Raw genomic sequence first — 16,601 nt, forward strand, 5'->3', positions numbered from 1 at the left:
TTCTGATTTACTCTTTTTATTGGTGTTTGTTTAATGTCTAACAATTAAAATACACTATTATGAAAAAGTTATTCGAAAGGTTTTATGATTTCTTCTCTACATTTTTATTTGGAGGAAAAAATGTGCCTCACTATTAAATTTAAAATAAGTATGAAATAGTATTACTTATTTTTTAAAGCCTGGCACATTACTTTCATTTAGTAATGTGCTTTTTTATTTATTTAAAGTTTAAAAAAAAACAGTAAGTTTATCCATGAAACGGATAAACAAAATCTATTGTTTCTATTGAAGACTTTCTTCGAATAAAGTAATGTCAATCGCATTTTTTACATCATAATCGCCAATTTTGGTTCGGCGTAAAACGGTTAAATGCGAACCTGAATTCATTGCTTTTCCAAAATCGTAAGCAAGCGAACGAATATAAGTTCCTTTACTGCAAACTACTCTAAAGTCAATTTCAGGCAATGCAATGCGAGTGATTTCAAATTCGTGAATTGTTGTTTTTCTGCTTTCAATTTCGATTGATTCTCCGGCACGTGCATGTTCATACAAACGGACTCCGTCTTTTTTAATAGCTGAAAAAATAGGCGGTTTTTGATCGATTTCGCCTAAAAACTGTTTTACCGTTTCGTGAATTAGAGCTTCGTCAATATGTTCTGTTGGGAAAGTCTGATCGATTTCGGTTTCTAAATCATACGATGGAGTAGTGGCTCCAATATAAAATGTTCCCGTGTATTCTTTTGCCTGTCCTTGAAGTTCAGAAATTCTTTTTGTGAATTTTCCGGTGCAGATTAATAATAATCCGGTTGCCAAAGGATCTAAAGTTCCGGCATGACCAATTTTGAACTTTTTTGGAAGTCCTACTTTATTAATTAAAAGGTATTTTAATTTGTTAACTGCCTGAAACGAACTCCATTTTAAAGGTTTGTCTATCAGTAAAACTTGTCCGTCTAAATATTCTTCAGGTGTCATTATATAATGGTAAGCGGGTGAATGAAAAAGTGAATCAGTAATAAAATGATTCCGGCAATTATTCTGTAATAGCCAAATACTTTAAAGCCGTTTTTAGTCAAAAAGCTAATAAAAGTTTTAATAGCAAGAAGTGCTACAATAAAAGCCACAACATTACCAATGATTAAAATATTTACCTGATCGTGAGATAATTCAAATCCTGCTTTATAATAATCGTAGCATTTTTTTACTGTTGCTCCTAACATGGTTGGAACGGCCAGAAAAAATGAAAATTCAGCAGCAGTTGTTCTGGATAATTTTTGAGACATTCCGCCAACAATACTGGCACCGCTTCGTGAAACTCCGGGAATCATCGCGATACATTGAAATAATCCAATTTTAAGAGCTTGCAAATAGGTGATTTCCTGTGAAGTTTCGGCCGCGTTTGGATTGTTAAACCATTCATCAACTTTTAATAAAATCAATCCGCCTATTAAAAGTGAAACCGCAACTGTAACCGGGTTTTCTAATAATCCGTCGATAAAGTCACTCAATAATAATCCTAAAACTACAGCCGGAATAAAAGCAACTAAAAGTTTAAAGTAAAAATCAAGAGTTTGAAAAAAACGTTTGAAGTATAAAACGACAACCGAAAGTATAGCGCCAAGCTGAATAACAATCGTAAAAAGTTTAGTGAAATCTTCGTGTGCGATTCCAAAAAAAGAAGAGGCAATAATCATGTGCCCGGTTGAAGAAACAGGTAAAAATTCTGTAATTCCTTCAATAATGGCAAGAACGATAGCTTGTAATGTGTTCATTTAATTTAGATTTTTAGATTTTAGACTTCTTAGAATGTCAGATTTTTTTAAAGAAATTAATTTCTCTAATAATCTAAAGATCCAAGTTGTCTAAGAAAGTCTATTTAGATTTTTTGAAAATAGAATAAATCGTGATTCCAAAACCAATTAAAACAGTGGTTGGAGCTAAACGAATACGTCTAAAACTAAAAACATCCTCATTAAAAACATTTGGATTATCACTTCCTCCGCCAGACATTAAAATAAATCCTAATGCAATTACAGCAATACCAATTAATAAAATTTTATAATTGATACCGTCAAAAAGGAATTCCTGTTTTTGAACTTGTTGTTCTTCTTTATTGTTGTTGTTTTTCATTTTTATGTGTTTGTCAGCCTGAGCGAAGTCGAAGGCATTTTTTTTAAATCTAAAATCTGCAATCTAAAATCTGCAATCTAAAATTAATAAAGATCGTCAGTTCTTAAATTCAGGAATCGCTGTGTTGCAAAATGCGTACTTACCCATGTAATTAAAACGCCTAATCCAAAAACGGCTAATAATACCAATCCAATTAAAGCTTTGTCTTCTAAAATTCCTAAACCAGGGAAATTCGTTTCTACATAAAATAAAAGTCCAATTAAGGCTATGATTGCCAATAAAGCACCAAGCATTCCCAGTTTTACGCTTCGCATTACAAAAGGCTTACGAATAAACGATTTTGTTGCGCCTACCATCTGCATGGTTTTAATAATAAAACGATTAGAATGTATAGACAAACGAAGTGAACTGTTAATTAATAAAACGGCTATTACAGTAAGAAAACCGCTTATGATTAAAATCCACATACTAACTTTTTTGATATTGTCATTTACCAGATTCACCAATTGTTTGTCATACACGATATCTTCGATCATAGTGTTTTTACGCAAAGCACTCTCTATTTTTAAAATGCTGTCGCGTTCAACGTAATCTGCTTTTAAATGAATGTCGTATGAGTTCAATAAAGGATTTTCTCCTAAAAAGGTCAGGAAATCTTCTCCAATAATATCAGTATGTTCTTTTGCTGCTTTTTCTTTTGTTACATAAACATACGAAAGAGCAAAAGGAGCTCTTTTTAATTCAGAGTTAAAAGCTTTGATAATACTGTCATTTGCCTCATTTTTAAAGAAAACTGTCATAGCGATTTTTTCTTTAAAATCGTCAGCCAGTTTTTTAGAATTAATGATAAATAATCCTAGTACTCCCAAAAGGAATAAAACTAAGAAGACACTTAATACTACCGAAAAATAAGAGGAAATTAACCTGCGTTTTTGAAATTTATCAAAGTTAGAACTCATAGTATGCTTAAATTATGGGGTAAAAATAATAAAGAATTTCTTTATTTAAAGTTAATAACAAACTTTTGTATTATAAATATACGATTTGATATTGAATAAAATGTTGATTTAACCGCAAAGTACGCAAGGTTTTTTAATTCTCTAACCTTATATAAGCGCAAAGTTCGCAAAGCTTTGTGTTGATAAAGCTTTGCGAACTCTGCGTAAACCTTGCGTACTTTGCGGTTAAACTCTCAAAAAAACTATTTCACTTTGTAAACTTCAATGCTCTTAAGCCAGTAGACATGTCTTGGTCCAGTTTTGATGTCGTTTTTACAAATCAAAATCATTTCGCCGTTTTTAACTGGTTTTCCATTTTCTTCAAACAGTACATAAGTATTTTCTCCTGTTGGGTTATTAAAAATTTCAGCCCATGAAAAAGTCGCTTTATAATCGTCTGAAGCTCTGGCTACAATATAAAAATTGCGATCTTTATGATTTTCTTGTTTGATTTTAGCTTTGTCTAAAATATCTTTCAAAAGAACACCTTTGCAGGCTTTGACTTCTCTTTTAATTGCGCCGCCTTTTCCTGTTATTTTTAGATTCTCAATGGTAACCACTTTCATTTTCTTTAAGGAGTCAATCGTTAGTTGAAGTGGAAATTCGATTTCGCCTTTTACTTCAATTTGATGATTGGCTAATTTTAAACTGTCTTCGGCAGTAAGAGTTTTATGTTCGTGTTTCTCTTTTTTTGAAACAGATTCAGTAGAAACAATTTCTTCTTGATCTTTTTTAGATGAGTTACACATCGTACATGAAAATGCAATTAGAATAATTAGAAAATAATTTATGGTTTTCATAGTTACTTAGCAGTTTATATTTATTTCAATATTAAGTATTTTTACTTAATTTTAATAAGTAATCCGATATTTTATTTGTTTGTCAATGAAATAGCTTTGTAACAAACAACAATAAATGTAAATTTGCGGCTAAATTAATTTAGTGAAAAGCTTAGAACCTTAGTAACTTAGAATCTTAGTCACTTAGAAATGAAGTACAATCCAAACGAAATTGAAGCCAAATGGCAAAAATATTGGGCAGAAAATCAAACTTTTGCAGCAAAAAATAACTCTGAAAAACCGAAACATTATGTTCTCGATATGTTTCCTTATCCATCTGGAGCAGGATTACACGTTGGGCACCCGCTGGGTTATATAGCTTCAGATGTCTATTCTCGTTTCAAGAGACATCAAGGTTTCAATGTTTTGCACCCAATGGGTTACGATAGTTTCGGATTACCTGCAGAACAATATGCGATTCAGACAGGACAGCGTCCAGAAGATACAACACGCGTAAATATTGACGGAGGAGTAGACAAAGAAGGAAAACAAATTGCCGGTTATAGAAAACAATTAGACAAAATCGGTTTTTCTTTTGACTGGGCGCGTGAAGTACGTACGTCAAATCCTGATTATTACAAACATACACAATGGATTTTTATCCAATTGTTCAACTCTTGGTATTGCAGAAAACAAGGAAAAGCATTTGATATTTCTGAGCTTCTAACTGTTTTTGAAGAAAGCGGAAATGCGTTGGTTGAAGCAGTTTGCGACGACAACGTTGCGATTTTTACAGCTGACGAATGGAAATCATATTCTGATGATCAAAAAGAAAAAATCTTGTTGCAATACAGAATGACGTATTTGGCAGAAACCGAAGTAAACTGGTGTCCAGGCTTAGGAACTGTTTTGGCAAATGATGAAATTGTAAACGGAGTTTCAGAACGAGGAGGCTTCCCTGTTATAAGAAAAAAAATGACACAATGGAGTATGCGAATTTCTGCTTATGCCGAACGTTTACTTCAAGGTTTAAATGATATTGACTGGAGTGAGTCTATCAAAGAATCTCAACGAAACTGGATCGGGAAATCGGTTGGTGCTTTGGTAACTTTTAATGTGAAAAATCACGATGAAGTAATCGAAGTATTTACTACTCGTCCTGATACAATTTTTGGAGTTACTTTTATGACTTTGGCGCCAGAACATGATTTGGTTGCTAAAATTACAACTCCAGAACAAAAAGAAGCTGTTGAAGCGTATATCGAAAAAACAGCAAAACGTTCGGAGCGTGAGCGTATGGCCGATGTAAAAACTATTTCTGGTGTATTTACAGGAGCTTATGCTGAACATCCTTTTACAAAAGAAGCTATTCCGGTTTGGATTGGTGATTATGTTTTGGCAGGTTACGGAACTGGTGCTGTAATGGCGGTTCCTTGCGGAGACGAAAGAGATTATGCATTTGCTAATTTCTTTAAAGGTCAAAACGGAATGCAGGAAATCAAAAATATCTTCGCAAATGTTGATATTTCCGAAGCTGCTTACGGATCTAAAGATAACGTTGAAATCACAGCTTCTGATTTCTTAAACGGATTAAATTACAAAGACGCGACAGCAAAAGCAATTTATAAGTTAGAAGAAATCGGACAAGGAAAAGGAAAAACAAATTACCGTTTGCGTGATGCGGTTTTCTCTCGTCAGCGTTATTGGGGAGAGCCGTTTCCAGTTTATTATGTAAACGGATTGCCTAAAATGATTGATACGCAGCATTTGCCAATTATTTTGCCTGAAGTAGAGAAATATTTGCCAACAGAAGACGGACTGCCTCCATTAGGAAACGCAGCTGTTTGGGCTTGGGACACAAAACAAAATAAAGTTGTAAATACAGATTTAGTTGATAATGTTTCGATCTTTCCTTTAGAATTGAACACTATGCCAGGATGGGCGGGAAGTTCATGGTACTGGATGCGTTATATGGATGCACACAACGAAAATGAATTTGCAAGCAAAGAAGCTCTAGCTTATTGGGAAAGTGTAGATTTATATATTGGTGGAAGCGAGCACGCTACAGGTCACTTATTGTATTCTCGTTTCTGGAACAAATTCTTAAAAGACAAAGGTTTTGCTCCAACCGAAGAACCATTCAAAAAACTGATCAATCAGGGAATGATTTTGGGGACAAGTGCTTTTGTTTATAGAATTGGTTACACAGCTACTCCAATCTATGGTGATTTAGAAATTACAAATGAAGACAAGGCTAATATTGAGCTTTTGAAAGATAAGTGTAAAATCTTTGATAATTTATTTATTTCGAAGGGAATTAGAGATGTGTATAAAAAAACATATTATCCAAATCCTAAAAATGTTGAACAAGAAAAGAGTAATGAGGAAATAAAATTAGTTGCAGAAAAAGTTTTTGATGCAACTGGAATTTTCGAAGAAATTCAAAAACTTAACTTAGTTGGAAAAGTTCAGATTGGGCATCTTCATGATTCTACATTTTATCAGACACGTGTCGATGTTAATTTTGTAAACTCTTCAGACGAATTAGATATTGAAAGATTTAAAAATTGGAGAGAAGATTTCAATACAGCAGAATTTATTTTTGACGAGAACGGAAAATACATTGTAGGTCGTGAAGTCGAAAAAATGTCGAAATCATACTATAATGTGGTAACGCCAGATGATATTTGTGCAGAATATGGAGCTGATACATTACGTTTATACGAAATGTTCTTAGGGCCATTAGAGCAGGCAAAACCTTGGAATACTGCCGGAATTTCTGGTGTATTTGGTTTCTTGAAAAAATTATGGAGATTGTATTTTGATGATAATGGCTTAATCGTAAACAACGACGAACCAACAAAAGACAACTTGAAATCGTTACATAAAACCATTAAAAAAGTGGCAGAAGATATTGAGAATTTCTCTTTCAACACTTCGGTTTCGCAGTTTATGATTTGTGTAAACGAATTGTCTTCTCAAAACTGTCATTCAAGAGCGATCTTAGAGCCATTAGCGATTTTAGTTTCTCCTTATGCGCCTCATATCGCAGAAGAATTATGGTCGCAGTTAGGACATACAACTTCAATTTCAGAAGTTGCTTTCCCAGCTTTTGACGCAAAACATTTAGTAGAGACTAACAAAGAATATCCAGTTTCTTTCAACGGAAAAATGCGTTTCACAATCGAATTGCCTTTGGATTTAACCGCAGCACAAATCGAAGAAATCGTAATGAAAGACGAAAGAACTCAAAAACAATTAGACGGTAGAATACCAAATAAAGTGATTATCGTTCCAGGAAAAATCATCAACCTTGTAGGTTAATTTTATAATTTCTCAATATAAAAATTCCAAATTCCAAATTCCAAATTCCAATTTTACGATTGGGGTTTGGGATTTTTTTATTTTATGTCATTGCGAGGAACGAAGCAATCTCATTTACTGCATCAATTTTTGGGTCTTATTTTAGTGAGGTTGCTTCGTTCCTCGCAATGACAAAAATTGAGGGAAAAATTTAGCGCCCTTTGCGGTTAAAAACCCGCAAACATTAGAATTAGTAATTTTTCATAAAAAAAATAATCTGAGTTGTAACATTTTAATAGTTCTCGTATCCAAAGAGCGGATCCGATTAATTAACAACTTAAAACTATTAAAAATGAAAAAGTATATCATCTTAATTATTGCATTCTTATTCTCAGCTTTATGTTTAAATGTTTTCGGACAAACAAGACAATTCCCATTTGAAATTTTAAAAACCGGAAACGGAGATCAATCCATAATATTTATTCCCGGCTTTGCGTCTTCTGGCGACGTTTGGAATGAAACCAAAGCCGCATTCGAAAATGATTTTACTTGTTATACACTTACAATGGCAGGTTTTGCCGGGATAAAACCACAATCTAATGCTTCGTTTGAAAATTGGAAAAACGGAATTGTCAATTATATCAAAGATAATAATATTGAAAAACCAATTCTAATTGGTCATAGTATGGGCGGAGGACTCGCTCTTGCAATAGCGTCTGATTATCCGGATTTGATCAGTAAGATTGTAGTTGTAGATGCGCTTCCTTGTTTAGCTGCTTTAAATGATCCTGCTTTTAAATCAAAAATAAATAACGACTGCTCTTCAACTGTAAATCAAATGACAGGGTTAACCAATGATCAGTTTTATGATATGCAGAAAAAAACTATGCCGCGGCTTTTAGCGAATACTTCTAAAATGGATATGGTTGTAGACTGGAGTGTAAAATCAGACAGAACAACTTTTGGGCAAATGTATTGTGACTTTTTTAATGTTGATTTAAGGGATAGAATTTCACAGATTAAATGTCCGGCTTTAATTTTATTAGAATCTTATTTTATAAATTTAAAACCGGCTATTGAAGATCAGTATAAGAATTTAAAAACTGCCAATTTTCAATACGCCACAAATGGACTGCATTTTATTATGTATGATGATACAGCTTGGTATTTAGAGCAGTTGAGCACTTTTTTAAAATAATAAAAATGGAATTCGAACAAATCTACAAGATATATTGGGATAGAATTTTCAGGCTTTGTATGGGTTTCGTGAACGATTATGATGCCGCTCAGGATTTAGCTCAGGAAACTTTTATAATTGTCTGGCAGAAATTAGAAACTTTTAGAAATGAGTCTTCTATTGGAACCTGGATTTTTAGAATAGCTTCTAATAATTGTCTGAGGCAGATAGAAAAACAAAAGCGTTTCCCAAAATCAGAACTGCCTATTCATCTCTCAGAAGAAAAACAAACTTCATTAGAACCTCAGATTCAATTCTTGTACAAATGCATTGCTGAGCTTCCAGAAACCGATCGTATTATTATTTCGCTAGAATTAGAAGATATCAAACAAAATGAAATTGCTAAAATCGTCGGACTTTCTGAAGCCAATGTCAGAGTGAAAATTCATAGAATAAAAGAAAAACTGACTCAAAAATTCAAAGAAAATGGACAACGATAACAATATAGATTTTAAAGATTTATGGAAAAAACAAGCCATAAGTCAGCCAGATATGACCGATTTGCTGGCAAGAGTAAATAAATTTAAAAAAACCGGACTGCGTTGTTTATGGATTACAAATATTTTGCTTCTTGCAACCAGCGTCTTTATTGCCTTTGTTTGGTTTTATTATCAGCCGCAGTTTATTTCGACTAAAATTGGAATTGTTCTGGTGATTTTGGCAATGTTGATTTATTTAATGACCTACAATAAATTATTAGGGAATTATAAAAACATTGAAGCAAATCAAACCAATCATGATTATTTGCAGAAATTAATTGAAATAAAAAAGAAACAGCAGTTTCTTCAAACTAAAATGATGAGTTTTTACTTTACAGCTCTTACAATTGGAATTTGTTTGTATATGTATGAATACGCCAGCAGAATGACAGCGTTAGGAGCAGGTTTAACGTATGGAATTACTTTGTTCTGGATGTTATTCAATTGGTTTTATCTTCGTCCGAAACAAATCAAAAAACAGCAGGAAAAAATAAATAGTCTGATTGATAAGTTTGAGGAAATAAACAATCAGTTAGGGATATAAAAAAAGAAGCTTCGCAAATTGCGAAGCTTTCTTTTTTCCAAAAACAAAAAAAATATTAAATTCTAATCTTAAATACTATCTAGGAAAGATGTAGGTTTTAGGATGCACAACAATGATTCCATCACTGTCTGCTTTTCCTGTTAACTCAGATACTACCTTTCCTCCTACATAAACTTTAGCTGTCAAAGTTTGTCCTGCAACTCCACCATAACCGCCTGTGTGCACTAGCGCTCCATCAGAATCTGCATCAGCAGTAAACTCTTTAGTCCAAGGCAGTGTAGTTACATCTTCAATAAGTGGAGCGCCACTTTTTTCCATATAAGTAACATCCATTTTCCCTGTGTAGTTTCCTGTTATTTCATATTTTACATCTCTTGATCCTGTTCCTGAGTTACCATTGTCGTTGTCATTATCACTGCTGCAAGAAACTGCTGTAAAAGCAAGAGTCAATACAAGCGCCGCTGTTTTCAAAATTGATTTCATGGTTGTTTTTTTTAATTAATTAAATTCTTTTAACAAAATTAGAATCTAATATCTGAGGGAGCAATACCTGATAAAATGCATTTTTCACTACCTGATATCAGGTAAAAGTGAGAGATTTCTTTTTGAAACGTTTTTTAATTTGATAAATTTGAATAAATCCTGCTTTATGAAGAAAATCTACTTACTTGCACTTTTTTTATTTTTATCTGCCGTTTCGAATTCACAGGTTATTCTTTCTCTAGATGATGATTCTGTGTATATTGACAGTATTGCCAACATCACTAAAAACACAAAATCCGACAGTATAAAATGTCTTTACAGTTTTAAATTATCAAAATTGTATTTGATGATTCAGGACGCCAAAAAATCAAAAGAATATTTAGCACAGGCAAACAGTCTTAAAGACAAATATCCGTTTTTGAGAGATGCCGGAATTTTTTATAATTCATCCACCTTTTTAGAGAAAGGAGATGTTGAGGGATTTGAAAAAACACTTCTTGACGGTAACGAAAAACTAAAGAAATATTTTAATACCGAAGCATTTCGAATCCGCGCTATTATTCTGCAGAATTATGGAATTATGCAGCAGCGTAAAAACAACGAAAAAGTTTATATGAAACTGCTTATTAATGAAGCCATTCCTGCAGCCAAAAAAAGTCGTGATTATGAACTTATAAGCGGATTGTATAAAGCGGTTGCTATTATTTTTATGAATAATAATGAACGAGGAAAAGCGAGTGAATATTTAAGCGAAGCTCAAAAATATATTGAAAGAGCTATTAAAAAATCGCCAACTGCCGCCGAGTCGAAAATGGAAACTTATATAATTAATGCCGAAAATTTAATCGAATTACAGCATTTTTATGATGCTAAAAAAATACTCGATAAAGCATTTTCAACATTAAAAGATTTTCCGGAATCTAACCTAAACGATTCTTATTATTATTCTGAAGGATTGTATTATGCAAAGCAGAATAAAAACTCTAATGCATTAGAAAGTTATGGAAAGGGAATAAAATCTGCCGAAAAACATCAAAATGCGATTGCTTTAAACCGATTGAAATTTGCAGAATATGAGGTGCTTTTTAAATTAAAAAATTATGATAAGGCAAAGAGCAACTTAGATTACCTTTTAGAAAATACTCCTTTTGTTGTAGATAAAAAGAATTATTATAATGAATTGGCAAAAGTTTACAATGCTACAAAAGATTATGATAAAGCCTATTTTTATTCTCATAAATACAATGCTTTGAATGATAGTTTAAATAATACCAAGTTTCAAAGCGAGATTGTAGAACTCGAAGCAAAGTATAAAAAAGCCGAAAGCGAGAAAAAAATAACTTTACTGCAGTCACAAAATGATAAGGCAGCTTTGCAGGTAAATAATAACCGTCTTAATTCTGTGCTTTTTGCGGGTCTGTCTTTTCTTTTGTTTCTTATTGTTTTGTTTTTGTGGATTTTTAATAAAAATCAAAAGAAATTAAGCATTCAAAAAGAAATCAACCTTAAGCAGGAATTATCATCTTTTGAAGACCGGCATAAACTTTCTGTTTCCAAAGCCTTGATTCAGGGTGAGGAAATGGAACGAAAAAGAATTGCGAGAGATTTACATGATGGACTTGGGAGTATGCTTTCGGGAGTAAAAATTCATTTAAACCTGGCTAAAAAAGATAATGGAGAAGCGGTTAATAATGTTGATACGCTGCTGGATAATTCAATAAAAGAACTCCGAAATATATCGCAGAATTTAATGCCCGAAAGTCTGCTTGAACTTAGTTTAGAACACGCTTTAAGAGATTTATGCGCAGCAAATTCAAATGCAGTTACTAAAATTGAGTTTCAATATTTGATTAAGAAATCAAAACTGCCGAAAAACTACGAAATCATGATTTACAGAATTATTCAGGAACTATTGAATAATGCTTTAAAATATGCAAAAGCATCTCAGGTTTTGGTTTCGTGTTCTCAAAATAAAGACGTGTTTTTTATTACGGTTGAAGACGACGGAGTTGGCTTTAATCTCTCAGAAGCAAAGAGTAAAAACGGAATGGGATTAAAGAATATTCACAACCGTGTAGAGTTTTTAAGCGGAAAATTAGAAATCGACAGTAAAATAAATCAGGGAACTTCCGTTTATATAGAACTGAATGTCATAAACGAAAATCAAAAAAATGAGTAAAAGATATAAAATGGTTGTGGTTGACGATCATCCAATTGTAATTTCTGGAATTTCAGGATTGCTGTCTGATTTAGATAATATTGAAATTGTAGAGAAAATGCAATCCGGAGCTTTGCTTCTCGATTATATCGAAAACAACGAAGTCGATCTGGTTTTAATAGATATTTTTCTGCCGGTTGTAACCGGAATAGATTTGTGTAAAGCTATTAAACAGAAATATTCTCAGGTTATTGTTATTGGTATGAGCAGTCAGTCTGAACGAAGTCTTGTGATGCAGTTTATTCAAAATGGCGGAAATGGTTATATTTTAAAAAGCGCTTCTTTTGAAGAGTTTAAAAACTGTATTAACAAAGCAATTGAAGGAGAAATTGTTTTTAGTGATGAGGTAAAAACGATTGTAAGCCAGCCATTATCTGAAGATTTAGATAATATTCCGAGTTTAAGCAGAAGAGAAAAAGATATTGCACTTTTGCTTTCAAAAGGAAAACAGACCCAGGAAATTGCTGATGAACTTTTTCTGAGTTTTTTAACTGTACAAACACACAGACGTAATATTCTTCAAAAATACAAAACCAAAAATGTCGCAGAATTAATTACCCTGCTTTTAAAAAACAATCTTTTAGACTAAAAAATGTCCGAAAAAATGCCAAAATGACATTTTGTTAAAATGGTTTACAATTTGCTGTTTGTTTTGTAAATTTAAAATCAATCAAAAAAAGTAAAAATATGGGAAGTGGATATTTAATTCTCGCCGGAGCTATAATGCTGTTTAGCTGGATGGTGAGTGCAAAACTTAAAAGTAAATTCGAATTATATTCTAAACTGCAATTACGAAACGGAATGAGCGGTGCAGAAATCGCCGAAAAAATGCTTGCTGATAATGGAATTACAGATGTTCGTGTTATTTCGACTCCGGGTCAGTTAACAGATCATTACAATCCTTCAGATAAAACGGTGAATTTGAGTGAGGCTGTTTACAGTCATCGTAATGCAGCGGCAGCAGCGGTTGCAGCACACGAATGCGGACATGCAGTACAGCACGCAATTGGTTACGAATGGTTAACAATGCGTTCTAAGCTGGTTCCTGTTGTCAGCGTGGCTTCAAACTTTATGCAGTGGATTTTGTTAGCAGGAATTTTAATGATTAGAACTTTTCCGCAGTTATTATTAGTGGGAATTATAATTTTTGCGGTAACAACATTGTTTTCTATTATAACATTACCGGTAGAATACGATGCAAGTAACAGAGCCTTAGCCTGGCTTGAAAATAAGCACATGTTGACACAAGAGGAGCAGGCTGGAGCAAAAGATGCCTTAAAATGGGCTGCAAGAACGTATGTAGTTGCTGCTTTAGGATCGATAGCAACGTTGTTGTACTATATCTCGATTTATTCGAACAGAAGGAATTAATTTGAGAATTAGATAATTAGATAATTAGTCAATTAGATAATTTATTATAAAACCCGACAGTCCTTAAAATCTGTCGGGTTTTGTTTTTTATCATTTTGATGTCTGGTTGAGCGGAGTCGAAACCTTTCAAGGAATGATTTAAGTATTTATCGAATTATCAAATTGACATTATTTAATTTACAATTGAATTTGTCTGTCAATCTGCTGATCCAGCGAAATAAAAGTCTCGGTTCTTGAAACACCTTCAATAGCCTGGATTTTAGTGTTTAATAACTGCATTAAATGTTCGTTGTCACGACAAATAATTTTTATCAAAACCGACCAGTTTCCGGTTGTATAATGGCATTCCAAAACTTCTGGAATTTTTCTTAATTCTTTTACGGCTTCAGAGTTTCGGGAAGCTTTATCAAGATAAACGCCAATAAAAGCCATTGTGTTGTAGCCTAAAACTTTTGGGTTAACTGTAAATTTAGATCCGGAAATTACGCCGGATTGTTCCAGTTTTTTTAATCGCTGATGAATTGCAGCTCCCGAAATACCAATTTTATTAGCAATTTGTAAAATAGGTTTTCGGGCATCGTCCATAAGATATCGAAGGATTTCTTTGTCGATACCGTCAATTTCAATTAAGAGGGAGTTGATTTTCATAACTTATAATTTGAAACTATTTATTGTGATTTGGGTTTAGAATAGAAATCAAATGTAGTTAAAAGGAGGTGAAAAATAAAATTCCAAATCCCAACATAAAATTGGAATTTGGAATTTTAAAAATTCTATATTTTAAAAAGGATTATTTTCCTTTGTTTGCCTCGGCAACGTATTTTTCTAAAGCCATTGTCATAGAAGGAGTTTCAGGAGTTGGAGCAAGAATATCAATTCTTAAACCATGATCTAAAGCTTCTTTTTGAGTTGTACTTCCAAACACGGCAATTCTGGTATCGTTTTGTTTGAAATCAGGGAAGTTTTTAAACAAAGATTTAATTCCAGTTGGGCTGAAAAACGCTAAAACATCATAATAAACATCAGCAAGATCAGATAGGTCGCTCATTACAGTTCTGTAAAAAATAGCTTGTGCCCAATCTACTTTAAGGCTGTTTAATGTAATAGGAGCATCTGCATTTAATTGGTCAGATGCAGGAAGCAGGAATTTCTCGTCTTTGTATTTTTTGATTAAAGGAGATAAATCTGCAAAATCTTTTGCTCCAACGTAAATTTTACGTTTTCTGTACACAACGTACTTTTGAAGATAAAATGCTACTGCTTCAGATTGACAAAAATATTTCAATCCTTCTGGAACTTTGTAACGCATTTCATCAGCCACTCTAAAAAAATGATCTACAGCATTTCGACTTGTTAAAATGATCGCAGTGTAATGATTAAGATCGATTTTTTGTAATCGAATCTCTTTTGCGCTAACCCCTTCCACATGAATAAATGGTCTGAAATCAATTTTTATTTTGTGTTTTTGTTGGAGCTCAAAGTAAGGAGAATTCTCCACTTTAGGTTCAGGCTGTGACACCAAAATTGTTTTCACTTTCATATTATAAACATTTTCTAAGCACTCCCTTTTGTTATCCAATAATAAAGAAAATAATAAGGCGCTATTTCAAGAGCGCAAAGATATAAAATAAAATAAAATAACTTGCCGATAATTACGTTTTGATACGTTTTAATTGAAATAAAATACGAATAAAGGCTGATACAGAGTGAAATACCTATGATTGCAAGCGGTACAATCGTTGGAATATTGTCATAATAAAACAAAATTGCATTGATTGGAAGGATTAAAACGCCTATATAAGTTCTGTAAGTAACTTTTTGCAAATTAAAAAGCTCTACAAAATCGTCGATGTTGAATGAAGCTGCGACAATTTTCTCAATTAAATACTTCGCTAAAATAAAATAAAGTAAGAAAGTGGCGATTTGAATAAACAAAATCCAGTCGGTTTTAGATGCCTGTCCAAAAATATTCATGGTAAGCTGAATAAAAAATGCAAACGAAATAACCTGAACGAAAAATAAACCAACTGTAAAGCTGCTTTTCATGTGGCTGTTATCTCGATAAATTTTAGCATATTTATCAGAAAAAATAAGTTTGCTGAATTCTGTAAAACGAGTTTCGTATGCAGATTTTGTCATTGCAACAACAGCAAAGGTCAGGACAAATAAAGCGGTTGCCCAGTCTTTGTTTTCAATTATTCGAGGATGAAGATGTTCAATCATAGCGTCACAAAATTAGTAATTTTTTGTATCAATACTTTTATTATGTATTTATTATGAACCAAATGCTATAAAAAGTTTACTTTTGCGGTGAAATTACCGAGAAAAAAATGAATGATAGTATTGTCATAATTCCCACTTATAACGAAATAGAGAACGTAGAAAGTATAATAAGAGCCGTTCTTTCGCAGCATAAATCTTTTCATCTTTTAATTATTGATGATAATTCTCCAGATCATACAGCCGATAAAGTTATTGCTTTGCAGGAAGAATATCCAGAAAGATTATTTCTTGAAAAAAGAGCTAAAAAAGCAGGACTAGGAACTGCTTATGTTCATGGTTTTAAATGGGCATTAGCACGTAATTATGATTTTATTTTTGAGATGGATGCCGATTTTTCGCATAACCCAAATGATCTTGAAAAATTGTATGATGCCTGCCATTTTGGAGGTGCTGATTTAGCAATAGGATCACGTTATGTAAAAGGCGTAAATGTTGTAAACTGGCCCCTAAGCCGTGTATTAATGTCGTATTTTGCATCGGTTTATGTAAAGTTTATTACCGGAATGAAAATTCACGATGCAACAGCAGGTTTTGTTTGTTATAAAAGAGAAGTTTTGGAGAAAATTAATCTGAACAAAATAAAATTTGTTGGATATGCGTTTCAAATCGAAATGAAGTACAGAACTTATTGTGCTAAATTTGAAATAAAAGAGGTCCCAATTATTTTTACAGACAGAACAAAAGGAGTTTCAAAAATGAGCAATGCCATTATTAAAGAAGCAATTCTTGGGGTGATTTCTCTTCGATTAAAAAAATTAGTCAATACATTATAAAGATAG

At 32.8% G+C, this 16,601-nt stretch carries 17 protein-coding genes; 8 read left to right on the forward strand and 9 right to left on the reverse strand.

The features are described from left to right. Positions 1-282: 282 nt before the first annotated feature. From truB to ACTJIW_RS10510, 5 genes are all read right to left on the reverse strand, one after another. Positions 283-972 carry a tRNA pseudouridine(55) synthase TruB gene (gene truB / locus ACTJIW_RS10490; RefSeq protein ID WP_440716119.1) on the reverse strand — a complete coding sequence of 230 codons (690 nt, stop codon included), beginning with the start codon at positions 970-972 and terminating at the stop codon, positions 283-285. Then, a complete protein-coding gene (locus ACTJIW_RS10495) occupies positions 972-1,769 on the reverse strand; it encodes an undecaprenyl-diphosphate phosphatase (RefSeq protein WP_440716118.1) in 798 nt (265 codons plus the stop codon). The genes truB and ACTJIW_RS10495 overlap by 1 nt, the downstream gene beginning before the upstream one ends. A 100-nt stretch (positions 1,770-1,869) precedes the next feature. After that, positions 1,870-2,127 carry a DUF3098 domain-containing protein gene (locus tag ACTJIW_RS10500; RefSeq protein WP_073410674.1) on the reverse strand — a complete coding sequence of 86 codons (258 nt, stop codon included), beginning with the start codon at positions 2,125-2,127 and terminating at the stop codon, positions 1,870-1,872. 83 nt (positions 2,128-2,210) lie between these two features. Continuing rightward, positions 2,211-3,086: a cell division protein FtsX gene (locus ACTJIW_RS10505; protein ID WP_012022658.1), complete on the reverse strand. Its 876-nt coding sequence runs from the start codon at positions 3,084-3,086 to the stop codon at positions 2,211-2,213. A 242-nt stretch (positions 3,087-3,328) separates the two neighbouring features. Further along, the gene (locus ACTJIW_RS10510) at positions 3,329-3,925 is read right to left on the reverse strand and encodes a molybdopterin-dependent oxidoreductase (RefSeq protein WP_440716117.1); all 597 of its coding nucleotides are present in this window, start codon (positions 3,923-3,925) and stop codon (positions 3,329-3,331) included. 189 nt (positions 3,926-4,114) lie between these two features. On the opposite strand from ACTJIW_RS10510, the gene ACTJIW_RS10515 reads away from it, so the two are divergent. The 4 genes from ACTJIW_RS10515 to ACTJIW_RS10530 all read left to right on the forward strand — a co-directional run bounded on the left by ACTJIW_RS10515 (position 4,115) and on the right by ACTJIW_RS10530 (position 9,467). Then, positions 4,115-7,228 carry a leucine--tRNA ligase gene (locus tag ACTJIW_RS10515; protein WP_440716116.1) on the forward strand — a complete coding sequence of 1,038 codons (3,114 nt, stop codon included), beginning with the start codon at positions 4,115-4,117 and terminating at the stop codon, positions 7,226-7,228. 331 nt (positions 7,229-7,559) lie between these two features. Further along, on the forward strand, positions 7,560-8,405 hold the full coding sequence (locus tag ACTJIW_RS10520) for an alpha/beta fold hydrolase (RefSeq protein ID WP_073410619.1): 846 nt from the start codon (positions 7,560-7,562) through the stop codon (positions 8,403-8,405). Between the two features lie 5 nt (positions 8,406-8,410). Next, positions 8,411-8,884, forward strand: a complete 474-nt coding sequence (locus ACTJIW_RS10525; RefSeq protein ID WP_012022654.1) for an RNA polymerase sigma factor — start codon at positions 8,411-8,413, stop codon at positions 8,882-8,884. Continuing rightward, the gene (locus tag ACTJIW_RS10530; RefSeq protein WP_073410617.1) at positions 8,871-9,467 is read left to right on the forward strand and encodes a hypothetical protein; all 597 of its coding nucleotides are present in this window, start codon (positions 8,871-8,873) and stop codon (positions 9,465-9,467) included. Before ACTJIW_RS10525 ends, ACTJIW_RS10530 begins: the two co-directional genes overlap by 14 nt. A 75-nt stretch (positions 9,468-9,542) precedes the next feature. Here the strand turns inward: ACTJIW_RS10530 and ACTJIW_RS10535 are convergent, their stop codons facing one another. Next, positions 9,543-9,950: a hypothetical protein gene (locus ACTJIW_RS10535; RefSeq protein ID WP_012022652.1), complete on the reverse strand. Its 408-nt coding sequence runs from the start codon at positions 9,948-9,950 to the stop codon at positions 9,543-9,545. A 166-nt stretch (positions 9,951-10,116) separates the two neighbouring features. Between ACTJIW_RS10535 and ACTJIW_RS10540 the strand changes: the two genes are divergently transcribed. The 3 genes from ACTJIW_RS10540 (at position 10,117) to ACTJIW_RS10550 (ending at position 13,539) form a co-directional block, all read left to right on the forward strand. Further along, the gene (locus tag ACTJIW_RS10540) at positions 10,117-12,129 is read left to right on the forward strand and encodes a tetratricopeptide repeat-containing sensor histidine kinase (RefSeq protein WP_440716115.1); all 2,013 of its coding nucleotides are present in this window, start codon (positions 10,117-10,119) and stop codon (positions 12,127-12,129) included. After that, positions 12,122-12,757 carry a response regulator transcription factor gene (locus ACTJIW_RS10545; RefSeq protein WP_121359980.1) on the forward strand — a complete coding sequence of 212 codons (636 nt, stop codon included), beginning with the start codon at positions 12,122-12,124 and terminating at the stop codon, positions 12,755-12,757. The genes ACTJIW_RS10540 and ACTJIW_RS10545 overlap by 8 nt, the downstream gene beginning before the upstream one ends. A 98-nt stretch (positions 12,758-12,855) precedes the next feature. Beyond that, a complete protein-coding gene (locus ACTJIW_RS10550; RefSeq protein WP_012022649.1) occupies positions 12,856-13,539 on the forward strand; it encodes a zinc metallopeptidase in 684 nt (227 codons plus the stop codon). A 177-nt stretch (positions 13,540-13,716) separates the two neighbouring features. On the opposite strand, the gene ACTJIW_RS10555 is transcribed toward ACTJIW_RS10550, so the two are convergent. From ACTJIW_RS10555 to ACTJIW_RS10565, 3 genes are all read right to left on the reverse strand, one after another. Next, positions 13,717-14,187, reverse strand: coding sequence for an Lrp/AsnC family transcriptional regulator (locus ACTJIW_RS10555; protein ID WP_012022648.1), 471 nt, complete (start codon positions 14,185-14,187; stop codon positions 13,717-13,719). Between the two features lie 142 nt (positions 14,188-14,329). Then, on the reverse strand, positions 14,330-15,079 hold the full coding sequence (locus ACTJIW_RS10560) for a uroporphyrinogen-III synthase (protein WP_012022647.1): 750 nt from the start codon (positions 15,077-15,079) through the stop codon (positions 14,330-14,332). Between the two features lie 14 nt (positions 15,080-15,093). After that, the gene (locus tag ACTJIW_RS10565; protein WP_073410614.1) at positions 15,094-15,762 is read right to left on the reverse strand and encodes a DUF4271 domain-containing protein; all 669 of its coding nucleotides are present in this window, start codon (positions 15,760-15,762) and stop codon (positions 15,094-15,096) included. Between the two features lie 107 nt (positions 15,763-15,869). Between ACTJIW_RS10565 and ACTJIW_RS10570 the strand changes: the two genes are divergently transcribed. Next, positions 15,870-16,595, forward strand: coding sequence for a polyprenol monophosphomannose synthase (locus ACTJIW_RS10570; RefSeq protein WP_440716114.1), 726 nt, complete (start codon positions 15,870-15,872; stop codon positions 16,593-16,595). The last annotated feature ends 6 nt before the right edge of the window (positions 16,596-16,601 follow it).

Source organism: Flavobacterium sp. 22659 (genome assembly GCF_052044235.1).
In the GTDB taxonomy this organism is placed as follows: Bacteria; Bacteroidota; Bacteroidia; order Flavobacteriales; family Flavobacteriaceae; genus Flavobacterium; species Flavobacterium johnsoniae.

What these genes read in the sequence shown, in the direction of transcription:
- truB (WP_440716119.1), bottom strand. Translation starts at nt 972, where the DNA reads ATGACACCTGAAGAATATTTAGACGGACAAGTTTTACTGATAGACAAA.
- ACTJIW_RS10495 (WP_440716118.1), bottom strand. Translation starts at nt 1,769, where the DNA reads ATGAACACATTACAAGCTATCGTTCTTGCCATTATTGAAGGAATTACA.
- ACTJIW_RS10500 (WP_073410674.1), bottom strand. Translation starts at nt 2,127, where the DNA reads ATGAAAAACAACAACAATAAAGAAGAACAACAAGTTCAAAAACAGGAA.
- ACTJIW_RS10505 (WP_012022658.1), bottom strand. Translation starts at nt 3,086, where the DNA reads ATGAGTTCTAACTTTGATAAATTTCAAAAACGCAGGTTAATTTCCTCT.
- ACTJIW_RS10510 (WP_440716117.1), bottom strand. Translation starts at nt 3,925, where the DNA reads ATGAAAACCATAAATTATTTTCTAATTATTCTAATTGCATTTTCATGT.
- ACTJIW_RS10515 (WP_440716116.1), top strand. Translation starts at nt 4,115, where the DNA reads ATGAAGTACAATCCAAACGAAATTGAAGCCAAATGGCAAAAATATTGG.
- ACTJIW_RS10520 (WP_073410619.1), top strand. Translation starts at nt 7,560, where the DNA reads ATGAAAAAGTATATCATCTTAATTATTGCATTCTTATTCTCAGCTTTA.
- ACTJIW_RS10525 (WP_012022654.1), top strand. Translation starts at nt 8,411, where the DNA reads ATGGAATTCGAACAAATCTACAAGATATATTGGGATAGAATTTTCAGG.
- ACTJIW_RS10530 (WP_073410617.1), top strand. Translation starts at nt 8,871, where the DNA reads ATGGACAACGATAACAATATAGATTTTAAAGATTTATGGAAAAAACAA.
- ACTJIW_RS10535 (WP_012022652.1), bottom strand. Translation starts at nt 9,950, where the DNA reads ATGAAATCAATTTTGAAAACAGCGGCGCTTGTATTGACTCTTGCTTTT.
- ACTJIW_RS10540 (WP_440716115.1), top strand. Translation starts at nt 10,117, where the DNA reads ATGAAGAAAATCTACTTACTTGCACTTTTTTTATTTTTATCTGCCGTT.
- ACTJIW_RS10545 (WP_121359980.1), top strand. Translation starts at nt 12,122, where the DNA reads ATGAGTAAAAGATATAAAATGGTTGTGGTTGACGATCATCCAATTGTA.
- ACTJIW_RS10550 (WP_012022649.1), top strand. Translation starts at nt 12,856, where the DNA reads ATGGGAAGTGGATATTTAATTCTCGCCGGAGCTATAATGCTGTTTAGC.
- ACTJIW_RS10555 (WP_012022648.1), bottom strand. Translation starts at nt 14,187, where the DNA reads ATGAAAATCAACTCCCTCTTAATTGAAATTGACGGTATCGACAAAGAA.
- ACTJIW_RS10560 (WP_012022647.1), bottom strand. Translation starts at nt 15,079, where the DNA reads ATGAAAGTGAAAACAATTTTGGTGTCACAGCCTGAACCTAAAGTGGAG.
- ACTJIW_RS10565 (WP_073410614.1), bottom strand. Translation starts at nt 15,762, where the DNA reads ATGATTGAACATCTTCATCCTCGAATAATTGAAAACAAAGACTGGGCA.
- ACTJIW_RS10570 (WP_440716114.1), top strand. Translation starts at nt 15,870, where the DNA reads ATGAATGATAGTATTGTCATAATTCCCACTTATAACGAAATAGAGAAC.